At 41.4% G+C, this 24,362-nt stretch carries 35 protein-coding genes; 26 read left to right on the top strand and 9 right to left on the bottom strand.

Annotation, left to right across the window (positions count from 1 at the left end; genetic code table 11):
• Positions 1 to 11 precede the first annotated feature (11 nt).
• From FTV25_RS11095 to FTV25_RS16200, 6 genes are all read right to left on the bottom strand, one after another.
• The gene (locus tag FTV25_RS11095) at positions 12 to 923 is read right to left on the bottom strand and encodes a recombinase RecT (protein WP_257218954.1); all 912 of its coding nucleotides are present in this window, start codon (positions 921 to 923) and stop codon (positions 12 to 14) included.
• A gap of 91 nt (positions 924 to 1,014) precedes the next feature.
• Entirely contained in the window at positions 1,015 to 1,995 is a 981-nt protein-coding gene (locus FTV25_RS11090; protein WP_180003597.1) for a YqaJ viral recombinase family protein, read from the bottom strand.
• A 2-nt stretch (positions 1,996 to 1,997) separates the two neighbouring features.
• Complete coding sequence (locus tag FTV25_RS11085) at positions 1,998 to 2,273, bottom strand: hypothetical protein (protein ID WP_180003595.1); 276 nt, start codon at positions 2,271 to 2,273, stop codon at positions 1,998 to 2,000.
• Positions 2,270 to 2,635: a hypothetical protein gene (locus FTV25_RS11080; protein WP_180003593.1), complete on the bottom strand. Its 366-nt coding sequence runs from the start codon at positions 2,633 to 2,635 to the stop codon at positions 2,270 to 2,272. The genes FTV25_RS11085 and FTV25_RS11080 overlap by 4 nt, the downstream gene beginning before the upstream one ends.
• A 221-nt stretch (positions 2,636 to 2,856) precedes the next feature.
• Positions 2,857 to 3,210 (bottom strand): hypothetical protein, encoded by a 354-nt coding sequence (locus tag FTV25_RS11075; protein WP_005104451.1) that lies wholly within the window; start codon positions 3,208 to 3,210, stop codon positions 2,857 to 2,859.
• A 208-nt stretch (positions 3,211 to 3,418) separates the two neighbouring features.
• Positions 3,419 to 3,754, bottom strand: a complete 336-nt coding sequence (locus FTV25_RS16200) for a hypothetical protein (protein WP_306669827.1) — start codon at positions 3,752 to 3,754, stop codon at positions 3,419 to 3,421.
• Between the two features lie 114 nt (positions 3,755 to 3,868).
• Here FTV25_RS16200 and FTV25_RS11070 point away from each other — a divergent pair, with 114 nt between their 5' ends.
• Both FTV25_RS11070 and FTV25_RS11065 read left to right on the top strand, forming a co-directional pair.
• The gene (locus tag FTV25_RS11070) at positions 3,869 to 4,039 is read left to right on the top strand and encodes a hypothetical protein (RefSeq protein WP_180003590.1); all 171 of its coding nucleotides are present in this window, start codon (positions 3,869 to 3,871) and stop codon (positions 4,037 to 4,039) included.
• 118 nt (positions 4,040 to 4,157) lie between these two features.
• Positions 4,158 to 4,748, top strand: coding sequence for a sce7726 family protein (locus FTV25_RS11065; protein ID WP_180003588.1), 591 nt, complete (start codon positions 4,158 to 4,160; stop codon positions 4,746 to 4,748).
• Here the strand turns inward: FTV25_RS11065 and FTV25_RS11060 are convergent.
• The 3 genes from FTV25_RS11060 to FTV25_RS11050 all read right to left on the bottom strand — a co-directional run bounded on the left by FTV25_RS11060 (position 4,745) and on the right by FTV25_RS11050 (position 7,548).
• The gene (locus FTV25_RS11060) at positions 4,745 to 5,857 is read right to left on the bottom strand and encodes a hypothetical protein (RefSeq protein ID WP_180003586.1); all 1,113 of its coding nucleotides are present in this window, start codon (positions 5,855 to 5,857) and stop codon (positions 4,745 to 4,747) included. The two genes, FTV25_RS11065 and FTV25_RS11060, sit on opposite strands and share 4 nt — an antisense overlap.
• 158 nt (positions 5,858 to 6,015) lie before the next feature.
• Positions 6,016 to 6,771 (bottom strand): DUF3800 domain-containing protein, encoded by a 756-nt coding sequence (locus tag FTV25_RS11055; protein WP_180003584.1) that lies wholly within the window; start codon positions 6,769 to 6,771, stop codon positions 6,016 to 6,018.
• Positions 6,772 to 6,846: 75 nt separating this feature from the next.
• On the bottom strand, positions 6,847 to 7,548 hold the full coding sequence (locus FTV25_RS11050; protein ID WP_180003582.1) for a LexA family transcriptional regulator: 702 nt from the start codon (positions 7,546 to 7,548) through the stop codon (positions 6,847 to 6,849).
• Positions 7,549 to 7,663: 115 nt separating this feature from the next.
• On the opposite strand from FTV25_RS11050, the gene FTV25_RS11045 reads away from it, so the two are divergent.
• The 24 genes from FTV25_RS11045 (at position 7,664) to FTV25_RS10930 (ending at position 24,255) form a co-directional block, all read left to right on the top strand.
• Positions 7,664 to 7,918: a YdaS family helix-turn-helix protein gene (locus FTV25_RS11045; protein ID WP_180003580.1), complete on the top strand. Its 255-nt coding sequence runs from the start codon at positions 7,664 to 7,666 to the stop codon at positions 7,916 to 7,918.
• A 57-nt stretch (positions 7,919 to 7,975) separates the two neighbouring features.
• The gene (locus FTV25_RS11040) at positions 7,976 to 8,467 is read left to right on the top strand and encodes a phage regulatory CII family protein (RefSeq protein ID WP_180003578.1); all 492 of its coding nucleotides are present in this window, start codon (positions 7,976 to 7,978) and stop codon (positions 8,465 to 8,467) included.
• A 51-nt stretch (positions 8,468 to 8,518) separates the two neighbouring features.
• A complete protein-coding gene (locus FTV25_RS11035; RefSeq protein ID WP_180003576.1) occupies positions 8,519 to 9,217 on the top strand; it encodes a phage antirepressor KilAC domain-containing protein in 699 nt (232 codons plus the stop codon).
• Positions 9,214 to 10,182 (top strand): hypothetical protein, encoded by a 969-nt coding sequence (locus tag FTV25_RS11030; protein WP_180003574.1) that lies wholly within the window; start codon positions 9,214 to 9,216, stop codon positions 10,180 to 10,182. The genes FTV25_RS11035 and FTV25_RS11030 overlap by 4 nt, the downstream gene beginning before the upstream one ends.
• Positions 10,163 to 10,864 carry a hypothetical protein gene (locus FTV25_RS11025; protein ID WP_180003571.1) on the top strand — a complete coding sequence of 234 codons (702 nt, stop codon included), beginning with the start codon at positions 10,163 to 10,165 and terminating at the stop codon, positions 10,862 to 10,864. Before FTV25_RS11030 ends, FTV25_RS11025 begins: the two co-directional genes overlap by 20 nt.
• The gene (locus tag FTV25_RS11020) at positions 10,861 to 11,118 is read left to right on the top strand and encodes a hypothetical protein (RefSeq protein WP_180003569.1); all 258 of its coding nucleotides are present in this window, start codon (positions 10,861 to 10,863) and stop codon (positions 11,116 to 11,118) included. Before FTV25_RS11025 ends, FTV25_RS11020 begins: the two co-directional genes overlap by 4 nt.
• Positions 11,115 to 11,525 (top strand): DUF559 domain-containing protein, encoded by a 411-nt coding sequence (locus FTV25_RS11015; protein ID WP_180003553.1) that lies wholly within the window; start codon positions 11,115 to 11,117, stop codon positions 11,523 to 11,525. Before FTV25_RS11020 ends, FTV25_RS11015 begins: the two co-directional genes overlap by 4 nt.
• A complete protein-coding gene (locus FTV25_RS11010) occupies positions 11,522 to 12,010 on the top strand; it encodes an antiterminator Q family protein (RefSeq protein WP_159122978.1) in 489 nt (162 codons plus the stop codon). The genes FTV25_RS11015 and FTV25_RS11010 overlap by 4 nt, the downstream gene beginning before the upstream one ends.
• Before the next feature lie 872 nt (positions 12,011 to 12,882).
• A complete protein-coding gene (locus FTV25_RS11005; protein WP_180003551.1) occupies positions 12,883 to 13,323 on the top strand; it encodes a hypothetical protein in 441 nt (146 codons plus the stop codon).
• The gene (locus tag FTV25_RS11000; RefSeq protein WP_180003549.1) at positions 13,283 to 13,924 is read left to right on the top strand and encodes a putative metallopeptidase; all 642 of its coding nucleotides are present in this window, start codon (positions 13,283 to 13,285) and stop codon (positions 13,922 to 13,924) included. The genes FTV25_RS11005 and FTV25_RS11000 overlap by 41 nt, the downstream gene beginning before the upstream one ends.
• A gap of 47 nt (positions 13,925 to 13,971) precedes the next feature.
• Positions 13,972 to 14,436 carry a DUF2280 domain-containing protein gene (locus FTV25_RS10995; RefSeq protein WP_005236588.1) on the top strand — a complete coding sequence of 155 codons (465 nt, stop codon included), beginning with the start codon at positions 13,972 to 13,974 and terminating at the stop codon, positions 14,434 to 14,436.
• Positions 14,437 to 15,972 carry a phage terminase large subunit gene (terL, locus tag FTV25_RS10990; RefSeq protein WP_180003546.1) on the top strand — a complete coding sequence of 512 codons (1,536 nt, stop codon included), beginning with the start codon at positions 14,437 to 14,439 and terminating at the stop codon, positions 15,970 to 15,972.
• 9 nt (positions 15,973 to 15,981) lie between these two features.
• Complete coding sequence (locus FTV25_RS10985) at positions 15,982 to 17,466, top strand: DUF935 family protein (RefSeq protein ID WP_180003544.1); 1,485 nt, start codon at positions 15,982 to 15,984, stop codon at positions 17,464 to 17,466.
• 3 nt (positions 17,467 to 17,469) lie between these two features.
• Positions 17,470 to 18,675, top strand: a complete 1,206-nt coding sequence (locus FTV25_RS10980) for a phage minor head protein (RefSeq protein ID WP_180003542.1) — start codon at positions 17,470 to 17,472, stop codon at positions 18,673 to 18,675.
• Between the two features lie 54 nt (positions 18,676 to 18,729).
• A complete protein-coding gene (locus FTV25_RS10975) occupies positions 18,730 to 19,131 on the top strand; it encodes a hypothetical protein (protein WP_180003540.1) in 402 nt (133 codons plus the stop codon).
• Positions 19,132 to 19,186: 55 nt separating this feature from the next.
• On the top strand, positions 19,187 to 20,164 hold the full coding sequence (locus tag FTV25_RS10970; RefSeq protein ID WP_180003538.1) for a hypothetical protein: 978 nt from the start codon (positions 19,187 to 19,189) through the stop codon (positions 20,162 to 20,164).
• Entirely contained in the window at positions 20,161 to 20,547 is a 387-nt protein-coding gene (locus FTV25_RS10965; protein ID WP_180003537.1) for a hypothetical protein, read from the top strand. The genes FTV25_RS10970 and FTV25_RS10965 overlap by 4 nt, the downstream gene beginning before the upstream one ends.
• Positions 20,548 to 20,550: 3 nt before the next feature.
• Positions 20,551 to 21,624, top strand: a complete 1,074-nt coding sequence (locus tag FTV25_RS10960; RefSeq protein ID WP_005236581.1) for a major capsid protein — start codon at positions 20,551 to 20,553, stop codon at positions 21,622 to 21,624.
• 10 nt (positions 21,625 to 21,634) lie between these two features.
• Positions 21,635 to 21,973: a hypothetical protein gene (locus tag FTV25_RS10955; protein ID WP_180003535.1), complete on the top strand. Its 339-nt coding sequence runs from the start codon at positions 21,635 to 21,637 to the stop codon at positions 21,971 to 21,973.
• A 7-nt stretch (positions 21,974 to 21,980) separates the two neighbouring features.
• On the top strand, positions 21,981 to 22,421 hold the full coding sequence (locus FTV25_RS10950) for a gp436 family protein (RefSeq protein WP_180003534.1): 441 nt from the start codon (positions 21,981 to 21,983) through the stop codon (positions 22,419 to 22,421).
• A 7-nt stretch (positions 22,422 to 22,428) separates the two neighbouring features.
• Positions 22,429 to 22,926 carry a phage virion morphogenesis protein gene (locus FTV25_RS10945; RefSeq protein ID WP_180003532.1) on the top strand — a complete coding sequence of 166 codons (498 nt, stop codon included), beginning with the start codon at positions 22,429 to 22,431 and terminating at the stop codon, positions 22,924 to 22,926.
• On the top strand, positions 22,901 to 23,323 hold the full coding sequence (locus FTV25_RS10940; RefSeq protein WP_180003530.1) for a hypothetical protein: 423 nt from the start codon (positions 22,901 to 22,903) through the stop codon (positions 23,321 to 23,323). The genes FTV25_RS10945 and FTV25_RS10940 overlap by 26 nt, the downstream gene beginning before the upstream one ends.
• 9 nt (positions 23,324 to 23,332) lie before the next feature.
• Positions 23,333 to 23,503 carry a hypothetical protein gene (locus FTV25_RS10935; RefSeq protein ID WP_180003528.1) on the top strand — a complete coding sequence of 57 codons (171 nt, stop codon included), beginning with the start codon at positions 23,333 to 23,335 and terminating at the stop codon, positions 23,501 to 23,503.
• Positions 23,503 to 24,255, top strand: a complete 753-nt coding sequence (locus FTV25_RS10930; protein WP_179992511.1) for a hypothetical protein — start codon at positions 23,503 to 23,505, stop codon at positions 24,253 to 24,255. Before FTV25_RS10935 ends, FTV25_RS10930 begins: the two co-directional genes overlap by 1 nt.
• Positions 24,256 to 24,362 lie beyond the last annotated feature (107 nt).

The following is a 24,362-nucleotide window of genomic DNA, read 5'->3' as shown; positions in this document are numbered from 1 at the left end:
AATCACAATCCTTATGGTGTAAGTGCTGCTTCTTGGGCTTCATAAGCAGAATTAATTTGTGCGATCTGCTCGTCAGTCATCTCGCCTGATGCTGGCTCAAATTCGTTTTCCATAATCTGGTTGAGAGCATTCATGTCCGAAGCATCATTGATCTGGTTGACAATCGACTGAACAAGTAATTTCACTTGCTCTTTCAATTGACGGCGTTTCTCTTTAAATACTTCGCCAATTTCAGACTTGGCTGGTTCGCCAAGGTTTAGTGCTGCAATTTCTTCACCCACTTTTTCAAGCTGGTTTAATGTGCGTGCATCCTTGATGTTGATGTAATACACACTCAGATCCAGCTCTTTAGCTGAAGAATCAACAGCATCATTTTTCTTTTTCAGGCGGCTTTTCAGAGCAGATGCGCCTGTATTCGGCTTGGTTTCTGTTCCAGGTGCGCCAGCTGGTGTTATATCGATTTCTTTATCCTGCTCTTCCTCAGCAATCGCCATACCTTTCAACACATCTGGGAATACATCGCGAAGGGCATAAGAACGAGCACGCAACTTCATCATGCGTTTTGGATACTGTGTCCATGGGCCTTGCTTGCCGGATAGACCAGCACGTTTCGCATCTTCCATGCTGAATTCGGATACAGCAGGTTCTTCACCTTTACGCTTCACAGTACAGATAGCCTTTTGACCGTCTTCGGAAAGTTCTTCACGAATAAAGTCAAGCAAGCCAGATCCACGCACAAGGGCGAGCATTGCGTCACCCCAAATAGAAGGGCGGCCATTAATCACCGCAATGTTTTGCATTGCTTGAAGTGGTTGCAAACCAATCTCAGCACCCCATTGCATGGCAACAAGAATGTTGCCTGGCTTACGTTGGTAGTCTTTAGGCACGATGTCAGAACCGGCAAGAATTTCAGCAATTTGCATTGCTTCCTGCAGATTGTTAGGAGTTAAGAAATTAACAGCGGTGTTCGGGTTTGTTTTAACAATTGAGTTCATATTCTTTTACCTATAAATCTTAATTAATGCGCAGCACACGGGTGCTTGAAGTCTTAACAAATTGCTCGTAGATGTCAGGATGGGCTGCTTTCAGAGCCTTGCTATCCAGCGTGTTACGTTCCTGATATTTGAATGTTGCAAGGCGTTTATCCTCAGCTACGATCATTTCTGCATCTTCCATACGGGTGCAGATTTGCAGCTTCAAATCATCCAGTTCAGCGCCAGCTTCTTTGATGGTCTTATTTAAGTCCTTGTATTCAGCAACCAGATTGGCAAGTTCGTTATCTGCCTGAACAGCCTGGTCGGGATTGTGTGTAGACCAACGATGCAGCACATCATCAAACGTGGTTGGAGCAGGAGGCACATCGTTTTGCACATGCTCAAGCCAGAACTTGGAGCACTCTTCTGTCAGCATTTCAAACAGCTCTGGATCAAATGCCACCTGATAGCTACGGAATTTCTGGCCACCGATCAGCACACCTAGACCACACATCGAAGCGCCCGTAATACCCATGTACCACTGCACTTGTGTCAGGTAGTAATCTGGCACCTGTTCTGACTGCTCATCACCCCACAATTTCGCCAGGTACTGGTTAGCAGTCTTACATTCCAGGATGCGGTCTGTAGTCAGCTTTCCATCTTTGATACGGACATTACCTGAGATATCAGGATTGATAATGGCGCGGTCAATATTGGCGCGCATCCAGTCATATTCAGGATGTACCAGAGTTGCATTCACACGCTGGATCTTCACGCCATTGCGCTTGGCATATTCTTTTGCCACGATATCTTCAAGGGTATTGCCCCAGTAAGACGCTTCGCTTTGAGAATCTTCAACTTCGGTACGACCTGTTTTATCCAGCCATAATTGATATGGAGAGCGGTATTTGCTTAGACCTAAGATTGCTGCCACATCAGAGCCACCAATACCCAAACGACGTGCTTCAAGCCATGTTTGACGTGCACTTTCAACTTCTTGTAGATTTACTTGTGTATTCATTTTTATAATCCCGCAGTAATTCGACCAGTTTTTAAAACAAAAATTAGATGGCCAGCTGTTAGATGAAGATTACTAACATCGATGTCGTGCTGTTCTTTAATGGCTTTAATGAGTTCTTGCTTGACGCTATGCACGCTTTCGCTTGAACCTTTTTCACGCTCAGCGACCATTGCATCGGCTTGCTTGTAAGCTAGTTCAGCTACCTTTTCCTCAGTGCGGCCCATCATTATTAGAGCTGGCATTGCAGCCATGGCGAATTGATCGTGAAGGTCTGTCATTTAGCACCCCCAGCAATCGCAGCATTAATCTTTTCAATCTCATAGCGATCAACATAGGCATTAACCGCTTTCTCATGACGTACGACATTGAGAATGTCCAGAAACTCAACCGAGCCATCATCTAACGCATACTCGACATAAATGTTGTATTCGTCAGCTTTGACAGTAGCGACACAGATCTGATTGCAATTTACGCTTTGAACTTCGTAATGCTTTGCAGCGATGTTGATTTGAGGCTCTGCCAATTCACTAGAGGTTTTAGCTGGTTGAAGTGCAAAGGCGAATGATGCGACTGCGGCTATAGCGCCGGCAGTGAGCATTGCACCGAATGCAAATTTGATATTCTTCTTTGATTGACTCATAATAATTTCACTCACAGTTAGGTGTGGGTCATGCTCCAGGTAGTTGTCGTAGGCTACGCTGGGGCTTTTTGTTGTCTGTGAATGTAATTTAGTATTTACTAAATAAACTGTCAATAGTAAATACTAAATAAATTTAGTGAAAATTAAGTCTTTGCTAATTTTTATGTTTTAATAGACAAAAAGAAAACCCACACAAGGTGGGTTCTCTTAAAGCGTAAATCTTATTTTTTGTATTCAGTAATACTGATAGGTTTGTCTTTCATAAACTCTACAATACCTTCACCAGCTTTGAAGTGAATTGAAACGCCGTCATCATTGGCCAAACGCATACCACTTCCTGAAATAGCTCGTTTAAGGTGATAAACCTTGCCAGAATTATCTGTCATTTCTGCAGTTTCAAAATTATCTGAAGATTTCAATTCAACTGTAAGATCCATTGGACCAGTAAAGTTAATTACCTGAGTTTCAGCTGGAGTATTGCTCACAACTTTTTCTTGCACCACTTCGTTTTTTGGATTTGAAGTACAGCCAGTAATTGCTAATCCTAACAATGCTGCGCCTAACAGATATTTCATTGAGACTTACCTTTCTATTTATGAATCATAGGTGTCTTTATACTAATTGTTATAATGTAGCGTTTAAAGACAAGGTTACACTTACCTTACATAAAGAAAAAACCACCGCTGGGGTGGGTTAGTAGTGCTTTACTTTGTTATTACAGGCCTTGCCATGGTTGGCCTTGAACCTAGTGTAGTAGGGCGATATTTCAGTAGGAAGAAACGTCTAACATTGGATATTGCTTGTCTGCTTGTAGTGATCTAGAACTAGATCCATGTCAGCCAAGAGCACTGTCTCACTGTATTCACCTGGTGATAGCTTAAGTAAATTAGGCATATAGTTGTTTTTATATTCATGCGGATAGTCCCTACAAAGAATCTTTACCCGTACCTCTTGAGTGGTGAACTCTGAATCAAGCTTTTCTATGTATTTACTAAGAATGTTATCTGAGTTCTCAAGAGCTGCTGTGGTTGTGATTGGGTCTATATCTTGACTTGGTTGCTTCTGGCAGCCAATAAAAGCCAAGGATAAAATTAGGGTAATTAAAGTTACTGTTCTCATAGTTCTGATATTGTTGTTATTGGATATTGAATTATAGAAAGAATTTTATAAAAGGAAACCTATAACCAGTGATTAACATAGGATAAAATTAAGAAAAATAATAGGGTAGGAAGCATGTCAGCATTTTTAATAATTATGGGATTTATCTTGTCTTTTACGGGAATCATTTTTGGACCTCATATCTTACATAAAAAGGTCAAAAATCATATGGATGCAAAGGCTGCAGGTTTCCTGTGTATGCTTCCAGGTGTATTTCTATTTTGTCTTGGAAACTATTTAAAATAAAAAAACCCAGCGTTGCGGATATTTCTTATTCTGCTTGATCAATTGATAATTTAATGATATCTGCTAAAATTCAGACCGCTTAAGTAGGGAAACTTAAGCTTTTTTAAAGAGGTTGAGTATGTTGGGTAAAAATCAGATTTTAGGGCCGGATGATATTCGGACAGCTCTAAGAAGTTGGGTTCACAATAAGTTTGAACTCAAACAGAATGATATTTTAATTAATGAACTCGGCTTTTGGAATAAAGATCCAGAGTCTACTGTAGATTGTTCATTTCGTGCAGATCTAGCACTAGCAAATGGCCGCTTAGTTGGTTTTGAAATCAAATCACAGAAAGATACCTTAAAGAGATGGACTTCTCAAATGACAGCTTATAGTAATGTTTTTGAAGAAATATGGCTTTGTAGTCATGGCAAGCATTTGCATCGTGCTTTAGAAATTACCGATAAGCATATAGGGGTTTTAGCAGTTGACGACTCTGGCTCAATTACTGTGGTTAGATATGCAGCTGAAAATACAAAATTAAATTTTTATGATTTATCAGGCTTGCTTTGGAAAGACGAGTTGCTAACTTTTGCTTCTTTAAATAATATTAAAGAAATAAAATCCCGAATGACAAAAAATGAAATTCGGGAAGTTTTATCAGCACATTCTAGTTTGAATGAATTAAAGCCTTATGTTTTACAAAAACTAAAAGAGCGAAAGTCTTAATCATCATCACTGTCCTCTTCATTATGGGTTAATCCAATAGCCCCAAGATAGCCATCAATATTTGATTTAATAATTGCGCTAATATGCTGATTAATTTTTAATTTATTCCAGTAAGCCTGATTGCCTGCCTTTTTTCTTGTATGCTCAGCAATACTCTTTATTTGATTAGTCGCATAACAAAAGTTATCTCCATGATAGCCACTTTGATTACGAATTTTTTGAGCTATGATCCTAAATTTTTCATATTCCCCACCTTTGCCTTCCCTTAAGGTGAACCATTCAAAAGAGTCATTTAAAAGATATGTAGCATACGGAATAGGGTGTACTGCAAAGTCAAACTCTATTGCTTCACCAGATGGATCAGTTGCGGCATAATCACCATATATTAGGTTTTTTCCAATTTTATTTAACTGGTTGTTAAATCTATTTTGCCAAACTGGATCAATACAAGTATGAGTCGCCGTTTCGCCAGCCGATGGACGGGTTATTGGATATGATGTACTACTAGTAATGATAGAATAAAAATTATAATTTTCTACTATTTTAAATGCCGCTTTTAGGTTGTCTATATTAATTTGATTTAAACTATCAATTTTTCCAGCATCAATAATTAATATAGTGTTTGCAATTGCTTCATCAGAAAAAGCAGCTAATAAAGAATTTAAGATACTGAAGCTCTTATCAAAATTTGTAGATATGTCTAATATGATCCCAACTAAATCAAAGTGGTTTGAAATTTTAATACCTAATTGAACAATATCTCTTAATTTGTCGGGAGAAATTTCATTAATTACAGGAATTAATTTATTTGAAATCTCATATTTCTCCTTGAAAAAATTAAACTTATTTAAATAATGGTTATTATTATCATTTAATGAAATATTTAAATCACAATCTATATCAAGTAAGTATTGAGATACTTCTAAAAATAAGGGCATCTCACCCCAATCATTTAAAAACGAATCTAGATCAGTGCAATTATCTCCTCTAACTATAATTCTAGGTATTATTTGTGACCTTACGTCTAAACTTAACTCTTTCAAAGCCCCTAAATTGTATGTACTGGTTCTTACTGATGGCATATAAACTATATTATTAAGAATGCTCATTTTTCTATTCTCCCCCCGATCAAAGTCCGCTTCGGGTTTGCGGTATAATGAATCACTATTGCATATTACTTATTTGTGTTTTACACTGTTACACATGGACCGGGGATTCCCAGTCGGCGAAAGGCTCTAGCGTTATGTTAGGGCCTTTTGTTTATCTGTTATTTGGGAAATACTTTTAAACCATAGCCATGATATCCAACCCCAGCTCCTTTACGTCCGTTTGAGCTATAAAATTTATACTTCAGCACATCAAACGCTCTGTTAGCCTGGTCTGGTTTTAAGACATGGTTACCAATAGGGCGCGCAACTAAATCAGCAATTTGTAAGCCTGATGAATTTACTTTTTTTGATGCCATTTTAATTTCAAATGGAAGACAGATTTTTTGATAATTATTTCCATCGCATACTCTTCTAAATTCAAGCTCTAGATCTCTATCTTCCTGCAATCCGCGTTGTTCAAAAACAATAAATGTCTTCTTATCTTGTTGATTCTTCTCCACCAAAAACTTATAGATTCGTTCCAAACCGAACTCTAAAGCAATAAAATATGGATTTTTGGGAGCAGCATACCTTTGAATTAAAATATCTTTTCTAACAACACATGAAATTAAAATAAAATTTGTTTCTTGCATTAATTCGGTAAGGTCACTCAAAAGAGCTTCTTTCTGTTCTTTCGAAGAATAATTCTTAAACTCCCCCGTGCCTTTAAGAATATCCCTTTCATGCATCACGATAATATCGTGACCAAAATGCTTAAATTTAAGTTGCTCTAATCTTTTGATTACAGTTTCTGTGTAATATCTTTTATGAAAAATACAAAAAGCCAGAACAAAGACAGGGTACTTTGTGTTGTAGCCATTTATGGTATGGTCGCCACTTTCATCAACATAAACAATATAATCGCTAAACTCCATACCCCACTCCAATACCGACTAAGCCGCATATAGCGGCTTTTATTTCCACAAAGTCACCGGTGACTTACTTTCTTATTAATACTTAAAGTCTTTATGGTGCTGAACCACGACACCAATGATTGAAATTTCAATTTGAGACGAGTTGTAAGTAGGGAAGTCTGGGTTTAGTGGAACTAACTCAATAATATCAACTCCATGCTCATTGACCCCAACAACACGGTATTTTTTAAATGTAGTCATTGCTACACCATGCTGAATTTCCTGAGCAACGACTAATGAACCAGGCTTTGGATCTAAGGCTGCATCTACAACAATTTCATCACCTGGCATAAATTCAGGCGCCATACTCAAGCCATCAATTTCTAACGAGAAAACAGCGTTTGGATCTTTGCCTTCATAACTTGTATATGTTTCATCTTTTGGATGAACGCCGTCGTATACAACTTCCCGCCATATACCAGCTTGGACAAAATCTAATACCGGAATCTTCCTTAGTTTTCTTCTTGACGGTCTTACATTAGAAGCTGGTGCAACCACTTCAGACTGAGTGCCGGGCATATCTCTATCTAAATATCCAGCTTCCCAGCCAACCTTTTTCTCTAAATTTCGAGCTGCGCGCTCGCCAAAACTCCCATGACCTTTCACAAGTTGAGATATGTGGCTTGGATTTAGGTCGTAATGCTCACAGAAAGCAGCATCCGAAGAAAAACCCTCAGATTTTAATTTGGCATCAATAGCCTGGCGCAAATTAGCGCGTCTTAAAGAAATTATGTCCATTTAAGTATTTCACAGACTTTTTAGTAAAAAGTAAATTCGCAAACACTAAATGTTTATTGACTTATTAAGTGATAAAAATTAGTATTTACTAAATTAATTAGTAAAGGAGATTAAAATGTCTTCTTCTCAAACAACCGAACTAAAAAACTATCTAAGTCAATTAACTCTCAGTGAGCGAAAAGCATTCGCCAAGCGCTGCCAAACATCAATTGGTTACTTAAATCAAATTATGTATGGCAACAGCAAGTGCGGGGCTTCTCTGGCAATCAAAATTGACAAGGAAAGTAACGGTCGAGTGAGTTGCGATTTATTGTGCCCAGATGTGGATTTTGACTACATCCGAAATCAAGCTTTATCGCTCACTGCTTAAACCAATTATCAACCAGTAAGCGTTTTTAATAAACGTGAACTTAATCAAGGTGTTCACATGGATATATCCAAGGAAAGTAAAACCGCGCTACACAAGATGATTCACCAATCAAATGGGATTACACCTAAAGAGATTGCTGATGTTGTTGGTGTGTCTCATAACACGATTTTGAATTATGCAAATCCAAACATGGAAAACCATTTGCCGAGTCTAAAAGCATTTGAAGCAATGCTGACCTATACACAAAACCCGGCTTCTTTAAAAGTGTGGGCGCACAAATTAGGTTTTGCATTAATGCCGGTAGAGCAAGCGGAAGGAAAAGATCATCAACTAGGTGTTCTTGAATCACTGCTTGGTATGAATGTTGGGAATGGTGCAGCAAATAAGCAAGTTTTATCTGCTCTGGAAGATGGTGTGGTAACACCTGCTGAAATGGATGAGACAGATCGCATCCTGGAAGAAATCGAACACAAGATTCAGTCTTTGCGTAAAGCCATGAAAGGTGAGTGTGCAAAGTATTTATCAGCTCTACAAACAGAAAAAGCCTGATGGTCTAGATCAGGCTTTTCCGGTTGTTCACTAACTGACAGGAAAGTAAACATGAATATGATGACACAATTTAATCATAATCAAAACACTATGTCCAACATTGAATTGTTGGAAGTTATTAATCAGGCGCGAAAGGAATTCAATGAAAAGCCTGTTCGTCTAAACGATTTTAATAATCGTATTGCTGATGAGCTTGAAGGGGAGTACTACGAAACTTTCGTAGTAAGAAATCCTAATGGCACAACATCTCAAGGTTTCAATTTAAATATTGATCAATGCACCTTGATTGGCATGCGTGAATCAAAATCAGTTCGAAAAAATGTTTTGGCGGTACTAAAGCAAAGACAATTCGACATCACCAACCCAGCACATCTACTTCAAGCAATCGAAGTACAAGCCAAACTTAATATTGAGCTTACTCAAAAAGTAGCGGTACTGGAGCCAAAGGCCAAAGGCTTGGATCGCATTGCTGACTGCACCAATGTGCTTGGTATTCGCGAATCCGCAAAAGTTCTCAAGGTTGGTCAAAACCAGTTGGTTCAATATCTTCTTGACCACAAGGTTGTATATCGTGACCAACACGGAAAAATCCAGGCTTATCAAAAATCTGTTGATCAGAAGCTTATTCATGTTGTGACCTCTGCACCTCGCTTATTTGAGTCGGGTGAAAAGGTATTCACACAGGTAAAACTTACTCAAAAATTAATTACTCGCATTGCGAAGTGGTTAGAGCAAGGAGTAGCCGCATGACAGCCCTAAAAAAACATGAGGACAATATTGTCCAATTCTCCAAAGGTAAAAAAATGGCTGACAAGTTTGAAAAAGGCTATGTCATGTCCAGTCGGTTATACCGATATGAGGTGCGGCCTTTTTTAAGTGATGCAGCGAAAAATGTCTATGCAGAACTTGAGGATCGTATTAACGGCTTTAAGGACAAGATAACCGACCATGTGAGCTATTCACAGTTGCAAGGTGGAAAGCTCGAGGGCTCTAAAAAATTAGGCACCGCAACCGTTAGAAGAGGCCTTAAGGAATTACTTGATTTAGGTGTGATTTCTATTGTTAGCGAGAACAGTCGCAAGGGGAATGAATACCAGATTAATGAGGTTTCATTGGTTGAGCACTTTCAAAACAAAAGTACCACTTCCAAAAGTGAAGCACTTCCAAAAGTGAAGCGCACCACTTCCAAAAGTGAAGTGCTAACCACTTCCATAACTGAAGACACAATAGAACTAACTTATAGAACTCTATCTATAGAACTATTAATTAAGTCGCTTCGCTCTAAAAAACCTTTGGAAGCTAACTTTTATAATTTTCCTTTCTTTGTAAAACAGGAAAAAGCAAAAGCCGAAGCTGAGCGCAAAGACAGGGCTCGTAAATTATCTTATGACGAAGTAATCAAACTGACTTCAGAGAGATTTTCACTTCTCTGTGATTTCTCTCTTTGGGAGCAATACGTTTCTAGTCGCTCTCAAACAGCAAAAACAAAGCTGACCAAAAATGCCTTAAATGCGATTTACAAAGATTTCCAGAAATGGGGATTTGATGGCAGCAACGAGTCTTTGAAAACTTCAATCACTGGCAACTATCAAGGTTTGTTTGCACCAAAGCAGCAATTCACACCTGGACAACAAAACCCAAAACCATCTCGCTGGGATGAAATTCAACAGTTGATCGCAAAAGAGGAGCAGGGCAATGACAGCTATGGTTACTAATCAACAAACTGCAGTTCAGCCAATCAAGACAGGTCAACTGGTTGGAATCTTCAAGGCAATTGCACCACGCTCTTTTGAAAAAACATTTGAAGGTATGCCGATTGAAGCAATCAGCCATGCAATGAAAATCTGCATTGAAGACCTTTCACGCGAACAGATTGATCTTGGCCTTCGCATGGTTCGTGATAACGGCTTTTGTCCAGATCCAGCCATGTTCCGCAAATGGTGTCTTGGGATTACAGGTTTTGGTACTGAGCAGCAACGTGTTGTTGATTCATTCAAAGGGAAGCATGCAGCACTGGGCAATATCGTGAAATGGCTTGGTGATAACAACCACCCGATCACAAATGCCGAAAAAGAAGCGTATGACCGCTGCTATGAATTGTTTGCCGAGATCCAGTGGGCAAAGAACGTCGATAGAGCCTCTTATTTAGCGTATGAGGCGTTTAAAGATAACTATGTGGACGTAGTTAAGGAGTATGCCGAACAGGGGCAACAGCAAGCAGTCTGGGAGCGCCCAAAAGCCATTGAGAAAAAGATTGTGGCTGATCTTGGTGAGTGGGGTCATGGGTCTTCACCTAAAGACACTCAACCGCTTCAAGGTGATGAGCTTAAGAAGTACCTGGAAGAAGCCAAGCAGAAAATTAAAGGCTTTAAGGAAAGCGCAGGGGGTGGGGTATGAACATACCAAGCATCCAGCGTTTCGAAGAAATCAAAGACATCCTGGTGTATGTGGCCTTCTCTAAACATGAGGTCACATCAGCTGAGCTTGAAGAGCATGTATGTGACAAAACCAGATCTTCTTTAAATCAAAAATTACGCGGTCTGGTTCAGGCGGGATATCTGGCCTTTAGATGTAATCACTGCACCAGGTTGTATGTGGCTACAGAAAAGACCAAACAGCTATTTGGAGTGCGTACTGTGGGGGATACATGACCAGCTACTCAATCGCTGAATACAAAAAAATAGTGAAAGCCACCAGATCGAAAGGGCGCTCCACACGCCCTAAGGTGAAAGGCGAAAAAGTACCGAATGAGTTTGAAGCGAAGCTGGCCAGAGAATTAAAGACATTAAAAATTAAGTTTGAGCAGGAGTTTTATTTTCATCCTGATCGCAAGTGGAGAGCAGATTTTCACTTAATTGATAAAAAGATTCTGGTAGAGATTGAAGGCGGGATATGGAGCGGAGGAAGGCACACAAGGGGTAAAGGCTACCTTGGGGACATGGAAAAGTATAACGCAGCAACAATGATGGGTTTTCAGGTAATACGGTTTAGTACAGATCAAGTGAAGTCAGGTCACGCGATTCAGCAGATAGAGAAGATGGTAGGGGAAATACGATGAATGCAGCAGTAACGATTATGCAGGCAATGGATTGGACTAAGTTTAGTGCTGAGGATTGGTTTCGTCAGTTTGGGGCTTGGATGAATGGGGATACTGAAACCATGGTGGTCATGGTGAAAACTATGCCTACTCGACGAATTACCCAGGAACAGCGTGAACGTCTTCTAGCAATGTACATGAGTGATAAAACGCTTAAGGATCGTTTATGCACTCAGCGCCGTGGTATTCGCTGTCAGATTGATGACAATGAAGCGCGTGCAATTCAGCGAGTGATTATTGAATTAAAAACAATTGAAGATGAAATTGTTCAGGAATGGGTATCAACATTGTGGTCTCATTATGTAATGGGTAATTCATTGCGTGATATCGCTGAAAGCAACGATACCTCTGTACTCCAGATCCGCCAAGACCTGAAGTGTGGACTGGCATTTGTGAAGTGTCGCTATCCTCACTTAACTTTTGATATGTTTAAAAAAACCGTTTGACTGTGCGCACGGGGTATGCGATATTCGTGATATAGTGATCGAAGTGTACGTTAAAGCACTAGATTGATTTAAAAGCTCGCCAAATGGTGGGCTTTTTTGTTGATTAGAATTTATGTGAAATGTAATATTTTGCCAATGGTTAAAAAACAAACCCATGTAGAATGGCCCATAGATTCTATGCTGTAGTTTCTTTCCAATTTCAGCCTCCTTTTCCCAAAGGGGGTATTTTTTTGTCTGGAGAAAAGTATGCTCCAATTTATATTCTGCTTATTCGGCCTACATGGTGTGACTGAGATCGATTACACGGTTGATGATGAAGAAATCAAAGTGTGCCGGGATTGTTTGAAAGAAGTTAAATAACAATCACTCAAGCAAAGAGCTGTTTCATAAAGCTGTAATACTTAAGCAATATAGTTGCTCTGCAAAAGAAGAAAGACGTTGTAACGCAAGTCAAGCCCGTTTAATTGGAGAGAGTTAAGCGGGCTTTTTTATTTCAAAATCGCCGAACGTATTACGGCAATCAAAGCCCCTCGCATTCTAGATGTTGAGGGGTTTTTATTTTTTAGAAATATAAAAAATAGAATCCCGTATATCTTCCCCAAAAGACATACGGGATTGAAAAAAAACCTATGAAACCACCAAGTAGAGTCATAGGCTTGCTGTAAAATTTTTATCAAGAGTTTTTTGTTGTGAAACAATCATAACCGTTAATAAAAACTAGTCAAATAAGCTATTGTTTATTAAAAATAAATCATACCTTTTTAGTGCGAATTTAAGTTGCTAAAATGTAAAAGAATATTAAAAATATATCAATTAAGCTTATTCATTAGTTTGTCTGGTATTAGATAATCCCATAATAAAAGTAGGGAATTATGGAAATTAATACATATAAAGCTCTTGTGTGTAAAAAGCCGATTAAAACAAAACCTCGCAACAGACCATTACCTAAGCCTAGTGAGAAATACTTAGAAGCATTCGATCGACTGAAAGAGATTCTTGATCGGATGGAAATCAAATATGAAGAATATTTTCATTTTAAAACCACTAAACATTGGCGTTTCGATTTGCACCTGGTTGGTTATCTCACATTGATTGAAATAGCGGGTGGTCCGTGGTCTGGTGGCCGTAAGGGTAAGCTGGCTACTAAAGCATGGAGCATTGATCGTTATGACCATGCTGAAGAAATGGGGTATCGGTACATTCGCTTTAAAGTATCTGATATCTCATCATCCAATAGGGCTATACAGTGGCTTAGAAATTTAAAGGCATCTTATGGAACAGTTCAGACCATTCCCACCCACGGATCTGATTGACCAGGCTGAGGAAGAGGAAGCTATTCGCTTGGCACCTGCACCAGAGCTTAAAGAATGGGTTGTGAAGAATTGGCTTACTTTAGGTGGTGAATTGCACAACCCAGATCATGATCATATTGCTGAACTACTTCACGACAATGATGAGTTCCTTGCATTTGCCTGGGCTTCATCTGCCGCTCTAGCGAAAAAACGTATGGTATTAGGCCAGTGTGAAAAGGTCATGTTTAACGTGGGTGGCTGGAAGAAAGCGCGCCAGGAACAACAGATGCGGGACTGGTTTGGCTTCGTACCTCAATATCTGATTACCGTTGACGCTACTTATTGTGAACAAGCTACAGATCGAGACTTCTGCCGGTTGATTGAGCATGAGCTTTATCACATCGGTGTAGAGCGTGATGAAGATGGCGAAATCATTTATAGCGATGTAACTGGGCTGCCTAAGCACTACTTAGCTGGCCATGACGTGGAAGTGTTCTTTGGTGAGACTAAACGATGGGGAGCTGATGATTCAGTGAAACGTCTCGTTGAAATTGCCAAGAATGCGCCGTTTGTATCTGAAACAAGTATTGCTGCGTGTTGTGGGAACTGTGTCATCGGTTAATTTTTTTTGCCTACTTTGCATGACGTAGCATGACAAAAGGGGGATTTATGGCAGCACTTAAAGAGCCTGTAAAAATATTTATTGTTCAAGCTCTTGCATGCCGTGATACCCCTCAAGAAGTTGCGGAGTTGGTCAAGCAAGAGTTCAACATCGAAATCGATCGTCGTCAGTGTGAAAACTATGACCCGACTAAATATGCGGGTCGCAATCTCGGGAAAAAACTTGCAGATCTATTCAACCAGACTCGTAAGAAATTTGATGAAGGTTTGATAGATATTCCAATTGCTAGTAAGTATTACCGGCTTAAGCAATATCAGAAGCAACTTGAAAAAACCAAGAATGCAAAATTAGCACTTAAGATTCTTGAACAGGCTGCTAAGGATGTAGGTGGTCAATTCACTAACAGACAAGAAATTACGGGTAAGGACGGTGAAGCATTACAGACTACAGTTGTCCATGCTACTCAAGAACAGGTTGAAGCTGCGGTGAAGAAGGCCCAAGAGGAATATTAAATGGATCTGCAAACACAGGTTGAAAAGAAGCTGTGTGAGGATGAGCATTTATATTTCACCCGGCGATTCTTTAAGCCCCGTATGGGCTTTAAATTTACGGTGAATTGGCACCATGTTTATATCTCATGGATTATTGACCAGGTCATTGCAGGTGAGATTGCAAATGTCGTCATTAATGTTCCACCAGGTGCTGGTAAGACTGAATTGACAACCAATCTAATTCCACGTGGTTTGGCTTTGAATGCACGCTCTCGATTTCTGTATCTATCCTTTTCTCAATCACTAGTTGAGGGTGTATCAGATACGGCGCGTGACATTGTGAAGTCCAAAGACTATCGGATGATGTGGGATTTAACGGTCTCCAATAGTACTGACTCCAAAAAGGAATGGAAGATTACAGTTGAGGACTACGATGTTGGCCATGTGTATGTGGCCTCTATGGGTGGACAGGTAACAGGACGGCGCGCAGGAACACTGGCTGATGATGGCTTTACAGGTTGTATCATCATTGATGACCCATTAAAGCCAGAAGATGCTTTCAGTAAGATCAAACGAGATGCCGCCAATCGTAAGTTACTTAATACGGTGAACTCACGTAAGGCCAAGTCTGATACGCCGATCATCATGATCATGCAGCGCCTGCATACTGAGGATCCAACCAATTTTGTTATGACGGGAAATCTACCTGGTGAATGGACTCAAATATCTATCCCGGCACTGATTGATGATAAGTACATTACAACCCTGCCAGAGCATATTCAAAAGCTGGTACCGCGAGATGCTGAGCATGATGAGCAAGGCCGCCAAAGTTACTGGCCAAAGAAAGAATCGCTTCAATCCTTATTACAACTTGAAAAGGGTGGCAAGGATAAAGAAGGGGCCACGGTATCCCGTTATACATTCTCTAGCCAGTACATGCAGCAGCCTAAGAAATTAGGCGGTGACCTGATTAAATCTGAATGGTTCGGATTCTATAAAGATATTCCAGAGCTTCAGTGGCGCGCCGTCCTTGTTGATACCGCTCAAAAGACTAAAGAGCACAATGACTATTCCGTATTCCTGCTGGTAGGCATGGGCATAGATGGAAAGTTGTACTTGCTAGATCTCTTGCGCGGTAAATGGGAAGCACCAGAACTGAATCGTCAGGCTAAAGCCTTTCTGGATAAGCACAAGGAATACACCTGGCATACCAAACCTATCCGCTACATGAAAGTAGAAGACAAGGCATCTGGTACCCAGTTGATCCAAACACTAGGAACTTACTCCGGTGTTGCTGTGATTCCCGTCCAGCGTAATACAGACAAGCTATCCCGGTTTATGGATGTACAGGTTCATCTTGAAGCGAACTATAAGGACAAACCGGAAGATCGTTTTGTGATGGTACCTAAAGATGCTCATTGGGTCGGTGAATTCTTTGAAGAATGTGAAGCATTCAATGCGGCATTTACCCATGATCATGATGACCAGGTAGATACGCTGATTGATGCGATTGAAGATGCAGTAATTGCGATTAATTACAGCCCTCCGGCTGCATAAGGTTGAGTTATGTCTAAGAAAAGGAAAAAGCCTGAGAATGCAAAACCTGAAGCTGGTGCACTGTATTCTCATGAGGCTGAACAGGCTTTAATCAGTTATCTGACCAAAATGCCAGACGGCGATGAAGTACTTCGAAAAGCAGGGGTCACCCGTCCACGTTTAAAAGTCATGATGTATGACGATGAGATTTATCAGGCCATTGAAAAGCGCCAAGATAAACTTGAAAGTGCATCATGGCGTGTAGAACCGATGGATCGACCGGAATCAAAAATCATCATGGAGCATTTACGTGAGTGGTGGTCTGAGATTCTTCTGGGTGCGCAGAATGCTCGCTGGTACGGATATTCTGTATTAGAAGCCATCTATACCAAGCCTGAGGAACCGAGCCTACATATTGATGGCAATACCATTACGCCGTTTATTGGTTTTAAGTGGATTGGTGAAAAGCCAATGCAATGGTATGAGCCTAAGAATGATGGTCGTCTGATGCTGCTGGCTAACTACAACACGACTCGACAGGATCAGGAAGTAGACCAGCGCTTCAAACACTTTTTGACACGTTGTAAATCTACTTATGAGAATCCATTAGGTGAGGCTCTTTTAAGTCGACTGTACTGGGTCTGGTTCTTCAAAACGTCTGGCTTTAAGTTCTGGGCCAAGTTCGTTGAAAAGTTTGGCTTACCAATGCTGGTTGGTAAAACTGCCGGCAAGACGACAGATATGCGTGATGCACTACTTAGAGCGCATGCCAGTTCGGTAATTGCTTTAAGCGGTACAGATTCGGTAGAGATCCAGACAGCCAATACCAATGGCAACGCATCACAGACATTCGAAACTTTTGACAAGAACCTTGAGCGCCGTATTCAAAAGGTGATTCTGGGTCAAACTCTAACCAGTGGTACCGATGGCGCAGGTTCGCGAGCTTTAGGTGATGTGCATCTTGAAGTGCAAAACTCAAAGTATAAAGCCGATGTCCGGATGATCATGCCAACGATACAAGCCATTATTAACGCGCTATGTGATATCAATGGCTGGGAACGCCACCGGGTCATCATTGGTGAAGAGAAATCACTGGAAGAGCCTAAAGCGGATCGTGATGTGAAGCTTAAAAATGCTGGTGCAGTCTTAACGCCACAATACTTTAAGCGTGAATATGGTCTGGAAGATGGTGATGTGATTGAACAGCCTCAAACTGGCTTCAATCAATTCACTGCATTACCTCGCCAGGCATTCAACTTCAAGGCAACAGCAAACAAGCTTTCACCTGAACAGCAAGAGGTTGAAGAACTAACTGATGGCCAAGATGAATTACAGCTACTTAAGCCGGACCAAGTCAAGGAATTGATATTCAAGTCTGATAGTCCAGAAAGTCTGGCTTATAACCTGATGCAATTAATACCTGGTGCAACTCAGACACAGTTCGCAGCTAATCTGGATCAGGCTTTATATGCTGCAGATGTGTTGGGATATGTGACGGCTCAAAACGGGAAGTAAGCTATGCAACCAGTCACGTTTCTTGAGGCGCTTCGGTACGCTCATAGCAAAAAGATCGTGCTGCCGGATGAGTTCTATTCAATGGACCTCAAGACCCGGCAGATGGCAACCACGGTTAGCTTTCTATCGAGTCTTGAGCAGATTGAGACAGTCATTAAGGCTGTGAATAAATCCATTGCCGACGGCGGTACTTTCAAAGATTTTCAGAAGCTGATTGAAGAATCTGAAATCATTCTGCCAAAGCACTACCTAGACAATGTATTCCGTACCAATATTCAAGGTGCTTACGGTCATGGGCGATGGCAACAACAGCAACGAAATAAGACTAAACGACCTTACCTGATGTACTCTGCTATCAATGATAGTCGGGTACGTCCCAGTCATTTAGCTTTGAACCGGATCGTATTGCCGATTGATCATCCATTCTGGCTGACACATTACCCGCCGTTGGGCTTTCGTTGTCGCTGTACTGTAGTTGCTCTGACTGAGAAGCAGGCATTGAAATACGGCATTACGCCAGATGATCAGTTGCCAGAAGTGGCTGAAGCTTTGGACTGGAGTTCTCATCCATTACAGTTTGGTGAACTTGAATCACTGGTGGATAAAAAGATCAGTGCTTCAAGTCTAGATAAGGAGTATCTCCTCGAGCAGAAGGAAGTCATCAGGGCTGAATGGACGGCGAGTAAAAAGCTCACCAGTCTGTTTGCTCCAATGGATGATAAAACTCGGGACCTGTTCGATACGGTGGCTAATACGGTTATTCCACTAGACCCAAGTATCCGGCCAAGTGCGATCCGCACCTTTCTGGATTATGTGCAAGGGAATGATGGAGCACTAAGCAGTTATTTAAACTCTGCTACAAGCTCACTGGCTGATGATGTACTTAAACGCTGGCTTAGTACCGATATGGCAGCTATTCAGGCTCTGGCAAGCAATACGGCTTCAACCGTGGTGGGTGCTGTGACTCTTAATCAAGTAGCGGCCTACCAGGTAGGGCAGACAGTCCAGTTGAATGCGCCGTTGCTGATGGCTGAAAGTGCTGGTGACATCGTGATTCAGATTGAGAATACCAAAGGTATTGGTATCGATTTGAACATGCTCAATGCAGGTGACGGTGTTCTTATGCCAATAGGATTGTCTTTTGAGGTGATTTCGATTGAAACGGTTGAAGGGCTGGTGGTTTATACACTAAAGCCTTTATTAAACTAATTTAAAAATGAATATGACCGCCTTCTGGGCGGTTTTTTATTGAGGAAAATAAAAATGCGTGTATCTGGAATCGACAGCATGATGCCTATTGATGTTAAAGAAGGTGTCGAGCTACCCAAATTTATTCGCACTTTAACCGTCGAAACAGCGGAAGAAGAACAGCAGTTACGTTTATTTCTAATGGGTGCCTTAAAGGTTGATGAGCGTGGTTGTCATGCATTAGGGCGTAATATTGGTTCAAATGCTTTAACCCAAAATCCAGATGTATCGAATGGAAGTATGGCTTTAGGTAGTGATGAATCTATTTCAAATCTATCTGAAAGATTTAAAAATCTTGCTTTTGATACAAAGTTGGCGGCTATTAATACTTTGAGTGCTGTGGCAAGTATTGATGGGTACTTTGGTGCAAAGACCGTGGCTATTGAAAAACTTGAATTGTTAATTCAATCACTCTAAAAAATTGAAATTTAAACCGCTCTTTTTGGGGCGGTTTTTTTATGGAGCATGAAAAATGCCAAAAGAAGAGGAACATAAGCCGAATCAGTATTGCTTCCAAGTTGGAAACTTAAATGTCGATCAAGCTGAAGAAGGCAAGAAGAAGCGGACTTTCTCTGGTGTTGCATACAGTGGTGAAGTTATTACCGATCATTGGTATTGGGATCGAATCATCTTTGATCTTGATTCTATGCAAATTAAAGGCCGAATCCCTGCGTTACTGGATCACTCAACTCGGCAACGTGCTGGAGCCATCAATAGCCACAGCATTGATCACCAGAACGGCCTAACAGTTTCAGGCGATCTAATGAGTAATGAATTTGGTACTCAGGTTGCTCAGGACTCTGACGATGGCTTTCCATGGCAGATGTCAGTGCGAATTGAACCCTCTGCAGTCGAAGAAATCCAAGCGGGTGCATCAGTCACTGTAAATGGAAAAGTGCATCAAGGGCCTATCACGGTTTTCCGTGGTGGTCGTATTCGTGAGGTGTCTTTCTGTGCTTTGGGTGCGGATGACAATACAAACGCAGTGGCAGCAAGTCACTCTCCAAAACAATTTAATCAACCAGAGGACACAGACGTGACCGAATTAGAAAAGGCTCAGGCCAAAATTACCGAATTGGAAGGTCAGGTGAATACTCTGACTGAACAAAACAAACAATTCGCAGCAGCAAAACGTGAAGCTGAAATCACTGCATTAGGTAAAGACCTGGGCAAAGAATTCAGCGCTGAAGAAAAAACAAAGTTTGCAGCCATGCCAGATGATGCATTTGAACTGATGGCAGGAACACTCAAACAGTTTGCAGCAGGCACTCAACAAACACCAGCTGAACAACAACAGCAAACACAAACACCAAGTGTAAATCCGGCATTTACTCACTTGTTCACTCATCAAGCCAATCCGGGGCAAGGTGGTCAAGCTCCACAAGGCTCGGCTTTAGATCAGGCATTTAATCAGTTTGTAGCAGCACAGCAACAAGGAGCTAAATCATGAGCCAAGTCGTAACAGGAACTATTGAAAATAAACAGCTAGTGGTCGGTGACGGCGTACGTACAGAAAATGCCAAAGTAAAAACTGCTACAGCATATAAGCGCGGCGATTTACTTAACGTGAGTGCCGATAACGTTGCTGATCATCCTGTTGTCACTGAAGGTGTAGTAGGTGAATGGAATGCAATTGCTGTTTCGGATTTCACCGCAGCTCAATCTACTTACCATGCGGCTAATAATCTTGAGATGCCGATCTACGTGCAAGGCCCATTTGATATTGCAGTAGTTACAGTGAATGGAACACCTCTGGCTACTGCTCAATATGATGCAGTACGTGCACAAGCATTAAAAAACAAAATCGAACTTCGTAAAGTTGTGGGGAACTAAGACATGAGTCAAACTTTTACATTTCAAAATGCACCAGTGGAATTACTGGATGTTCCACAGCTGGTATTACTGACCGATACTACTCAAAAGGTAGATACTTGGTTAATGGACCGCTTTTTCCCTCAGCGTGTTTCATACACCAAAAAAGAAGTTCCAGTTGGTGAGCTAAATACAGCGACTCCACTTGCGCCATTTGTTACCCCGACTGCAGCTGGACGTCAGATTAAAGTGGGTGAATCTGGTAACGTGAAATTCGTAAAGCCAGCTTATCTGAAACCAATGATGACAGTAATGCCAAGTGAGGTGCAAAACACTGCTCTGATCGCACGCTTACGTCAGTTTGGTGTGATTGCGACTGGTTCAAATCGTTTATCAGATGCAGATCTGTTGTTAATCGATCAGGCTCAAAAAGCATTGTATCTGCGTCAGTCTATCGAAAACCGAAAGCTATTAATTGCTCGTGATGTGCTTCTCTACGGTAAAACCACTTTTGCTTCTGCAGACTTCCCGATGTATGAAGTGGATTATGAACGTAATGCAGCATGTAACTTTACGCCGTTGATCAAATGGGGCCAAGCGGGTGCCACTCCAGTCAAAGATATTCAAGCGATGATTGATCTTTCTGTTGAGCATGCTGGTACATCGCCAATCATGGCCTTAACTACATCAAAAGTGTATAACACGCTGATTAAAGATCCTGAGTTTAAGGAAAAGTTCATTGCTCCATATGCGGGTGTGAGTGTTCCACTTACTCCAACTTTCGATCAGTCTGATAAACCTCAATTCCGCGGTACTATCGATAACCTGGAAATCTGGACCTATGATGCTAAACACAGCATGAATGGAAGTGTTGAGCGTTTCATTCCAGAAGATTTCTTTGGGCTGGTTTCTGATGCTAATGGTTGGATTGCTCACTGTGCATTGCAAAACGTTGAAGCATTTGGCCAAGCTCTAGAGTTCTATTTAAGCCAATGGCAGGAAAAGAATCCTTCAAGCATTCAACTACTAGCTGAATCATCTCCACTTGCTGTTCCTAATAATAAGAACGGTTTAGTTGGTGGACGTGGATTTGTATAAGGAGATCAAAATGCCAAAGTACATTGCAAAACAATCGATCGGACACTTCCGTCCAGGTCAGGAAATTGAGGGGCTTGAAGCTAAACAACTTCAGGCCCTTTTAGCATCTGGGGCTATTGAAGAGGGGAAAGCCAAAGAAGAGCCCAAAGCGGATGGCACAGGTACACGCTTGGCTGAACTGGAAAAGGCTAATGCCGAGTTGGTGGAAACCAATAAAACTTTGACCGCTTACAAAGATAAAATCGATCAAGAAGTTACCGAGCTCAAAGCCAAGGTGGCTGAACTGGAAAAGGTGAAGCCTGCTGCAAAACCTAAAGCAGACTCAAAACCTGCTGACGAAACCAAGTAGGTGATCTATGTATGCGACTGAAGCAGATTTGGTCGCACGATTTGGTGATGAGATTGAAAATCTGAAAGCGATGCTTCCTTCTCAGTCTTCAATAACTGATGCAATTCAGGATGCAACAGAGGAGATTAACGGTCATATCGGTGGTCGTTATCCTTTGCCACTTCCCAATGTGCCTAGTAACTTAAAGCGTATGGCGTGTGACATCGCACGCTATCGTCTTTACTTCCAGCAACCCATCGAAGAGGCTCGGAAGCGTTATGAGGATGCAATCGCATTCTTAAAGCGTGTTGCTGATAGCAAAGCACATTTGCAGATTCAGTTACCTGAAACATACCAGATCGTGGATGATCAACCTAAAGGACGACCTTCAACAGCGCCAGTCGGTACTTCATATACCGGTGGTGTATTTGGAGATTCTATCTTGGACCAGATGCCCAGCTTGAAGTGAGGTGCTTATGGCTTTTGCAATAACCATCCAAGCTGATAGCTCACCCATCGAGGCGGTGCTTAAGCAACTGGGTAATTTTGATTCACTGAAGAACCAGCTGTTTGATGAGATTGGTGCTGGACTTGTGGATAGTGTGCAGCATCGATTCTTAACCGGTACTGATGTAGATGGGAACCCGTGGAAGATTTCATGGCGTGCACGTATGCAGGGTGGTGAAACGCTTCGAGATACTGGCCGCCTGATGAATTCCTACACACACAATGTTCTTTCAAATGGTGTGGAGGTGGGTACAGATGTTGCGTATGCACCCCATCTGCATTACGGCGCAACAATCTTACCTAAGAATGGCCAATACATCACCTTTGCAGTTGGTGGCCAGTATCGAAAGGTTAAGCAATCCATTATTCCACCTCGGACTCAGCTTGGCATGAATGCTGAAGACGAAGTCATGGTTTTAGACATTGTCGGGAGTTTTATAGATGAGCACCTTCTTCGCGGTACGTGATGAGATCGCAAATAAGCTGAAGGAAATTCCAGAATTCAAGCAGATCTACACGCCGTTGAATTCAGTTATGGTCACCGAGATGTCACAAGTCACGCCATCTGCGCATGTCAATTTTGTCCGTATAGACAAGAAAGCCAGCGCAGGTCGTGGAAGCATCAACCAGATTGGCCAGCAATGGGCGGTTACGGTTGCATGCCGTAATGCTCAATCTCAGATGACTGATGGCCGAGCGGTGAGTGATGAAGCTGGGTTGTTAACCGAGAAGGTCATTCAATTACTTTCCGGCTGGCAGCCTCAGGCATCACGAACGGCACTAGAAATGATTTCGGTTCGGGATGGGTATAGTTCAGGCTTTGCATACATCACGATTATTTTTGAATCACAAAAATTCATTTAGGAGCCAGTCATGGCAAAACAATACAAAGCATTGCAGCCTGTAGGTCGTTTTAAGAAAGATGACATCGTTGGTGGGCTGGATGATACGCAAATCAAAAAATTACTGGCAGATGGTGTCATTCAGGAAATACCTGAACCTAAAGCTGCTCCAGCCAAGAAAACTACAGGGGATGAAAAGTAATGGCTAAAGAATATATTTCGCTGCAAGGTAAGTTTTACCTGTCAGAACTTGTGAATGGTGTTGCTAGTGCAATGCGCCATTTGGGTAACGTGCCAGACTTTGAATTGGAAATAGGTGCTGATGTCGTTGAACATAAAGAATCAACATCTGGTCAGCGTACTACTGACTTCACCATGATCAACGCAACATCAGTGAATTTTACGGGAACGCTGGAAGAAACTGATCCAGAAAACCTTCAATACATCCTGTCTGGTATGAATCACGCCGTAGCGACCAGTACAGCGACAGATGTATCACTGGGTACTGTGGTGGCCGGTAAAGAAATCAAACTGGATGGTTATAACCTGAAAACGGTTTCATTCAAGGATTCAACCACTGGTACAGCTAAGACTGTTGATCCAGAGAATTACACACTGGATGCTGTATTTGGTACTGTGGTTTTCCATGATGTATCAGATCTGACCATGCCGATCTTAGCCACCTACACCACTGGTGCAGTGACTAATACCACTCTGGCATCCGACTTTGAAAAAGAGTATGAGCTTTTCTTCAAGGGCATCAATACCGCAAATGGTAAACACATGGCTGTACGTTTATGGCGTACCAAGAAGTCGCCAGAAACCACTTTCCCACTGATTCATGAAGAACTTGGTCAGTATGAAATCTCTGGTCAGGCTTTATCTGATGTAACGAAGCAAGCAGATCCGGCATTAGGCTTATATGGCCATGTTGTGACGATTCCGGCAGCGTAATAACCTCATGCAGGCACAAAGAACTCCACGGCGCTATGCGTCTTTTTTTGTGCCTGTACTTTTTATCAATGTTATAATTTAGGCAGAATTATAAGCATTGGTGAGAA

The organism is Acinetobacter sp. YH12249 (assembly GCF_013417475.1).
GTDB lineage: Bacteria > Pseudomonadota > Gammaproteobacteria > Pseudomonadales > Moraxellaceae > Acinetobacter.
This window is presented reverse-complemented; position numbering and strand designations above follow the sequence as displayed.

Coding starts and splice junctions, on each gene's coding strand:
- FTV25_RS11095 (WP_257218954.1), bottom strand. CDS start 923: ATGCAAATTGCTGAAATTCTTGCCGGTTCTGACATCGTGCCTAAAGAC.
- FTV25_RS11090 (WP_180003597.1), bottom strand. CDS start 1,995: ATGAATACACAAGTAAATCTACAAGAAGTTGAAAGTGCACGTCAAACA.
- FTV25_RS11085 (WP_180003595.1), bottom strand. CDS start 2,273: ATGACAGACCTTCACGATCAATTCGCCATGGCTGCAATGCCAGCTCTA.
- FTV25_RS11080 (WP_180003593.1), bottom strand. CDS start 2,635: ATGAGTCAATCAAAGAAGAATATCAAATTTGCATTCGGTGCAATGCTC.
- FTV25_RS11075 (WP_005104451.1), bottom strand. CDS start 3,210: ATGAAATATCTGTTAGGCGCAGCATTGTTAGGATTAGCAATTACTGGC.
- FTV25_RS16200 (WP_306669827.1), bottom strand. CDS start 3,754: ATGAGAACAGTAACTTTAATTACCCTAATTTTATCCTTGGCTTTTATT.
- FTV25_RS11070 (WP_180003590.1), top strand. CDS start 3,869: ATGTCAGCATTTTTAATAATTATGGGATTTATCTTGTCTTTTACGGGA.
- FTV25_RS11065 (WP_180003588.1), top strand. CDS start 4,158: ATGTTGGGTAAAAATCAGATTTTAGGGCCGGATGATATTCGGACAGCT.
- FTV25_RS11060 (WP_180003586.1), bottom strand. CDS start 5,857: ATGAGCATTCTTAATAATATAGTTTATATGCCATCAGTAAGAACCAGT.
- FTV25_RS11055 (WP_180003584.1), bottom strand. CDS start 6,771: ATGGAGTTTAGCGATTATATTGTTTATGTTGATGAAAGTGGCGACCAT.
- FTV25_RS11050 (WP_180003582.1), bottom strand. CDS start 7,548: ATGGACATAATTTCTTTAAGACGCGCTAATTTGCGCCAGGCTATTGAT.
- FTV25_RS11045 (WP_180003580.1), top strand. CDS start 7,664: ATGTCTTCTTCTCAAACAACCGAACTAAAAAACTATCTAAGTCAATTA.
- FTV25_RS11040 (WP_180003578.1), top strand. CDS start 7,976: ATGGATATATCCAAGGAAAGTAAAACCGCGCTACACAAGATGATTCAC.
- FTV25_RS11035 (WP_180003576.1), top strand. CDS start 8,519: ATGAATATGATGACACAATTTAATCATAATCAAAACACTATGTCCAAC.
- FTV25_RS11030 (WP_180003574.1), top strand. CDS start 9,214: ATGACAGCCCTAAAAAAACATGAGGACAATATTGTCCAATTCTCCAAA.
- FTV25_RS11025 (WP_180003571.1), top strand. CDS start 10,163: ATGACAGCTATGGTTACTAATCAACAAACTGCAGTTCAGCCAATCAAG.
- FTV25_RS11020 (WP_180003569.1), top strand. CDS start 10,861: ATGAACATACCAAGCATCCAGCGTTTCGAAGAAATCAAAGACATCCTG.
- FTV25_RS11015 (WP_180003553.1), top strand. CDS start 11,115: ATGACCAGCTACTCAATCGCTGAATACAAAAAAATAGTGAAAGCCACC.
- FTV25_RS11010 (WP_159122978.1), top strand. CDS start 11,522: ATGAATGCAGCAGTAACGATTATGCAGGCAATGGATTGGACTAAGTTT.
- FTV25_RS11005 (WP_180003551.1), top strand. CDS start 12,883: ATGGAAATTAATACATATAAAGCTCTTGTGTGTAAAAAGCCGATTAAA.
- FTV25_RS11000 (WP_180003549.1), top strand. CDS start 13,283: ATGGAACAGTTCAGACCATTCCCACCCACGGATCTGATTGACCAGGCT.
- FTV25_RS10995 (WP_005236588.1), top strand. CDS start 13,972: ATGGCAGCACTTAAAGAGCCTGTAAAAATATTTATTGTTCAAGCTCTT.
- terL (WP_180003546.1), top strand. CDS start 14,437: ATGGATCTGCAAACACAGGTTGAAAAGAAGCTGTGTGAGGATGAGCAT.
- FTV25_RS10985 (WP_180003544.1), top strand. CDS start 15,982: ATGTCTAAGAAAAGGAAAAAGCCTGAGAATGCAAAACCTGAAGCTGGT.
- FTV25_RS10980 (WP_180003542.1), top strand. CDS start 17,470: ATGCAACCAGTCACGTTTCTTGAGGCGCTTCGGTACGCTCATAGCAAA.
- FTV25_RS10975 (WP_180003540.1), top strand. CDS start 18,730: ATGCGTGTATCTGGAATCGACAGCATGATGCCTATTGATGTTAAAGAA.
- FTV25_RS10970 (WP_180003538.1), top strand. CDS start 19,187: ATGCCAAAAGAAGAGGAACATAAGCCGAATCAGTATTGCTTCCAAGTT.
- FTV25_RS10965 (WP_180003537.1), top strand. CDS start 20,161: ATGAGCCAAGTCGTAACAGGAACTATTGAAAATAAACAGCTAGTGGTC.
- FTV25_RS10960 (WP_005236581.1), top strand. CDS start 20,551: ATGAGTCAAACTTTTACATTTCAAAATGCACCAGTGGAATTACTGGAT.
- FTV25_RS10955 (WP_180003535.1), top strand. CDS start 21,635: ATGCCAAAGTACATTGCAAAACAATCGATCGGACACTTCCGTCCAGGT.
- FTV25_RS10950 (WP_180003534.1), top strand. CDS start 21,981: ATGTATGCGACTGAAGCAGATTTGGTCGCACGATTTGGTGATGAGATT.
- FTV25_RS10945 (WP_180003532.1), top strand. CDS start 22,429: ATGGCTTTTGCAATAACCATCCAAGCTGATAGCTCACCCATCGAGGCG.
- FTV25_RS10940 (WP_180003530.1), top strand. CDS start 22,901: ATGAGCACCTTCTTCGCGGTACGTGATGAGATCGCAAATAAGCTGAAG.
- FTV25_RS10935 (WP_180003528.1), top strand. CDS start 23,333: ATGGCAAAACAATACAAAGCATTGCAGCCTGTAGGTCGTTTTAAGAAA.
- FTV25_RS10930 (WP_179992511.1), top strand. CDS start 23,503: ATGGCTAAAGAATATATTTCGCTGCAAGGTAAGTTTTACCTGTCAGAA.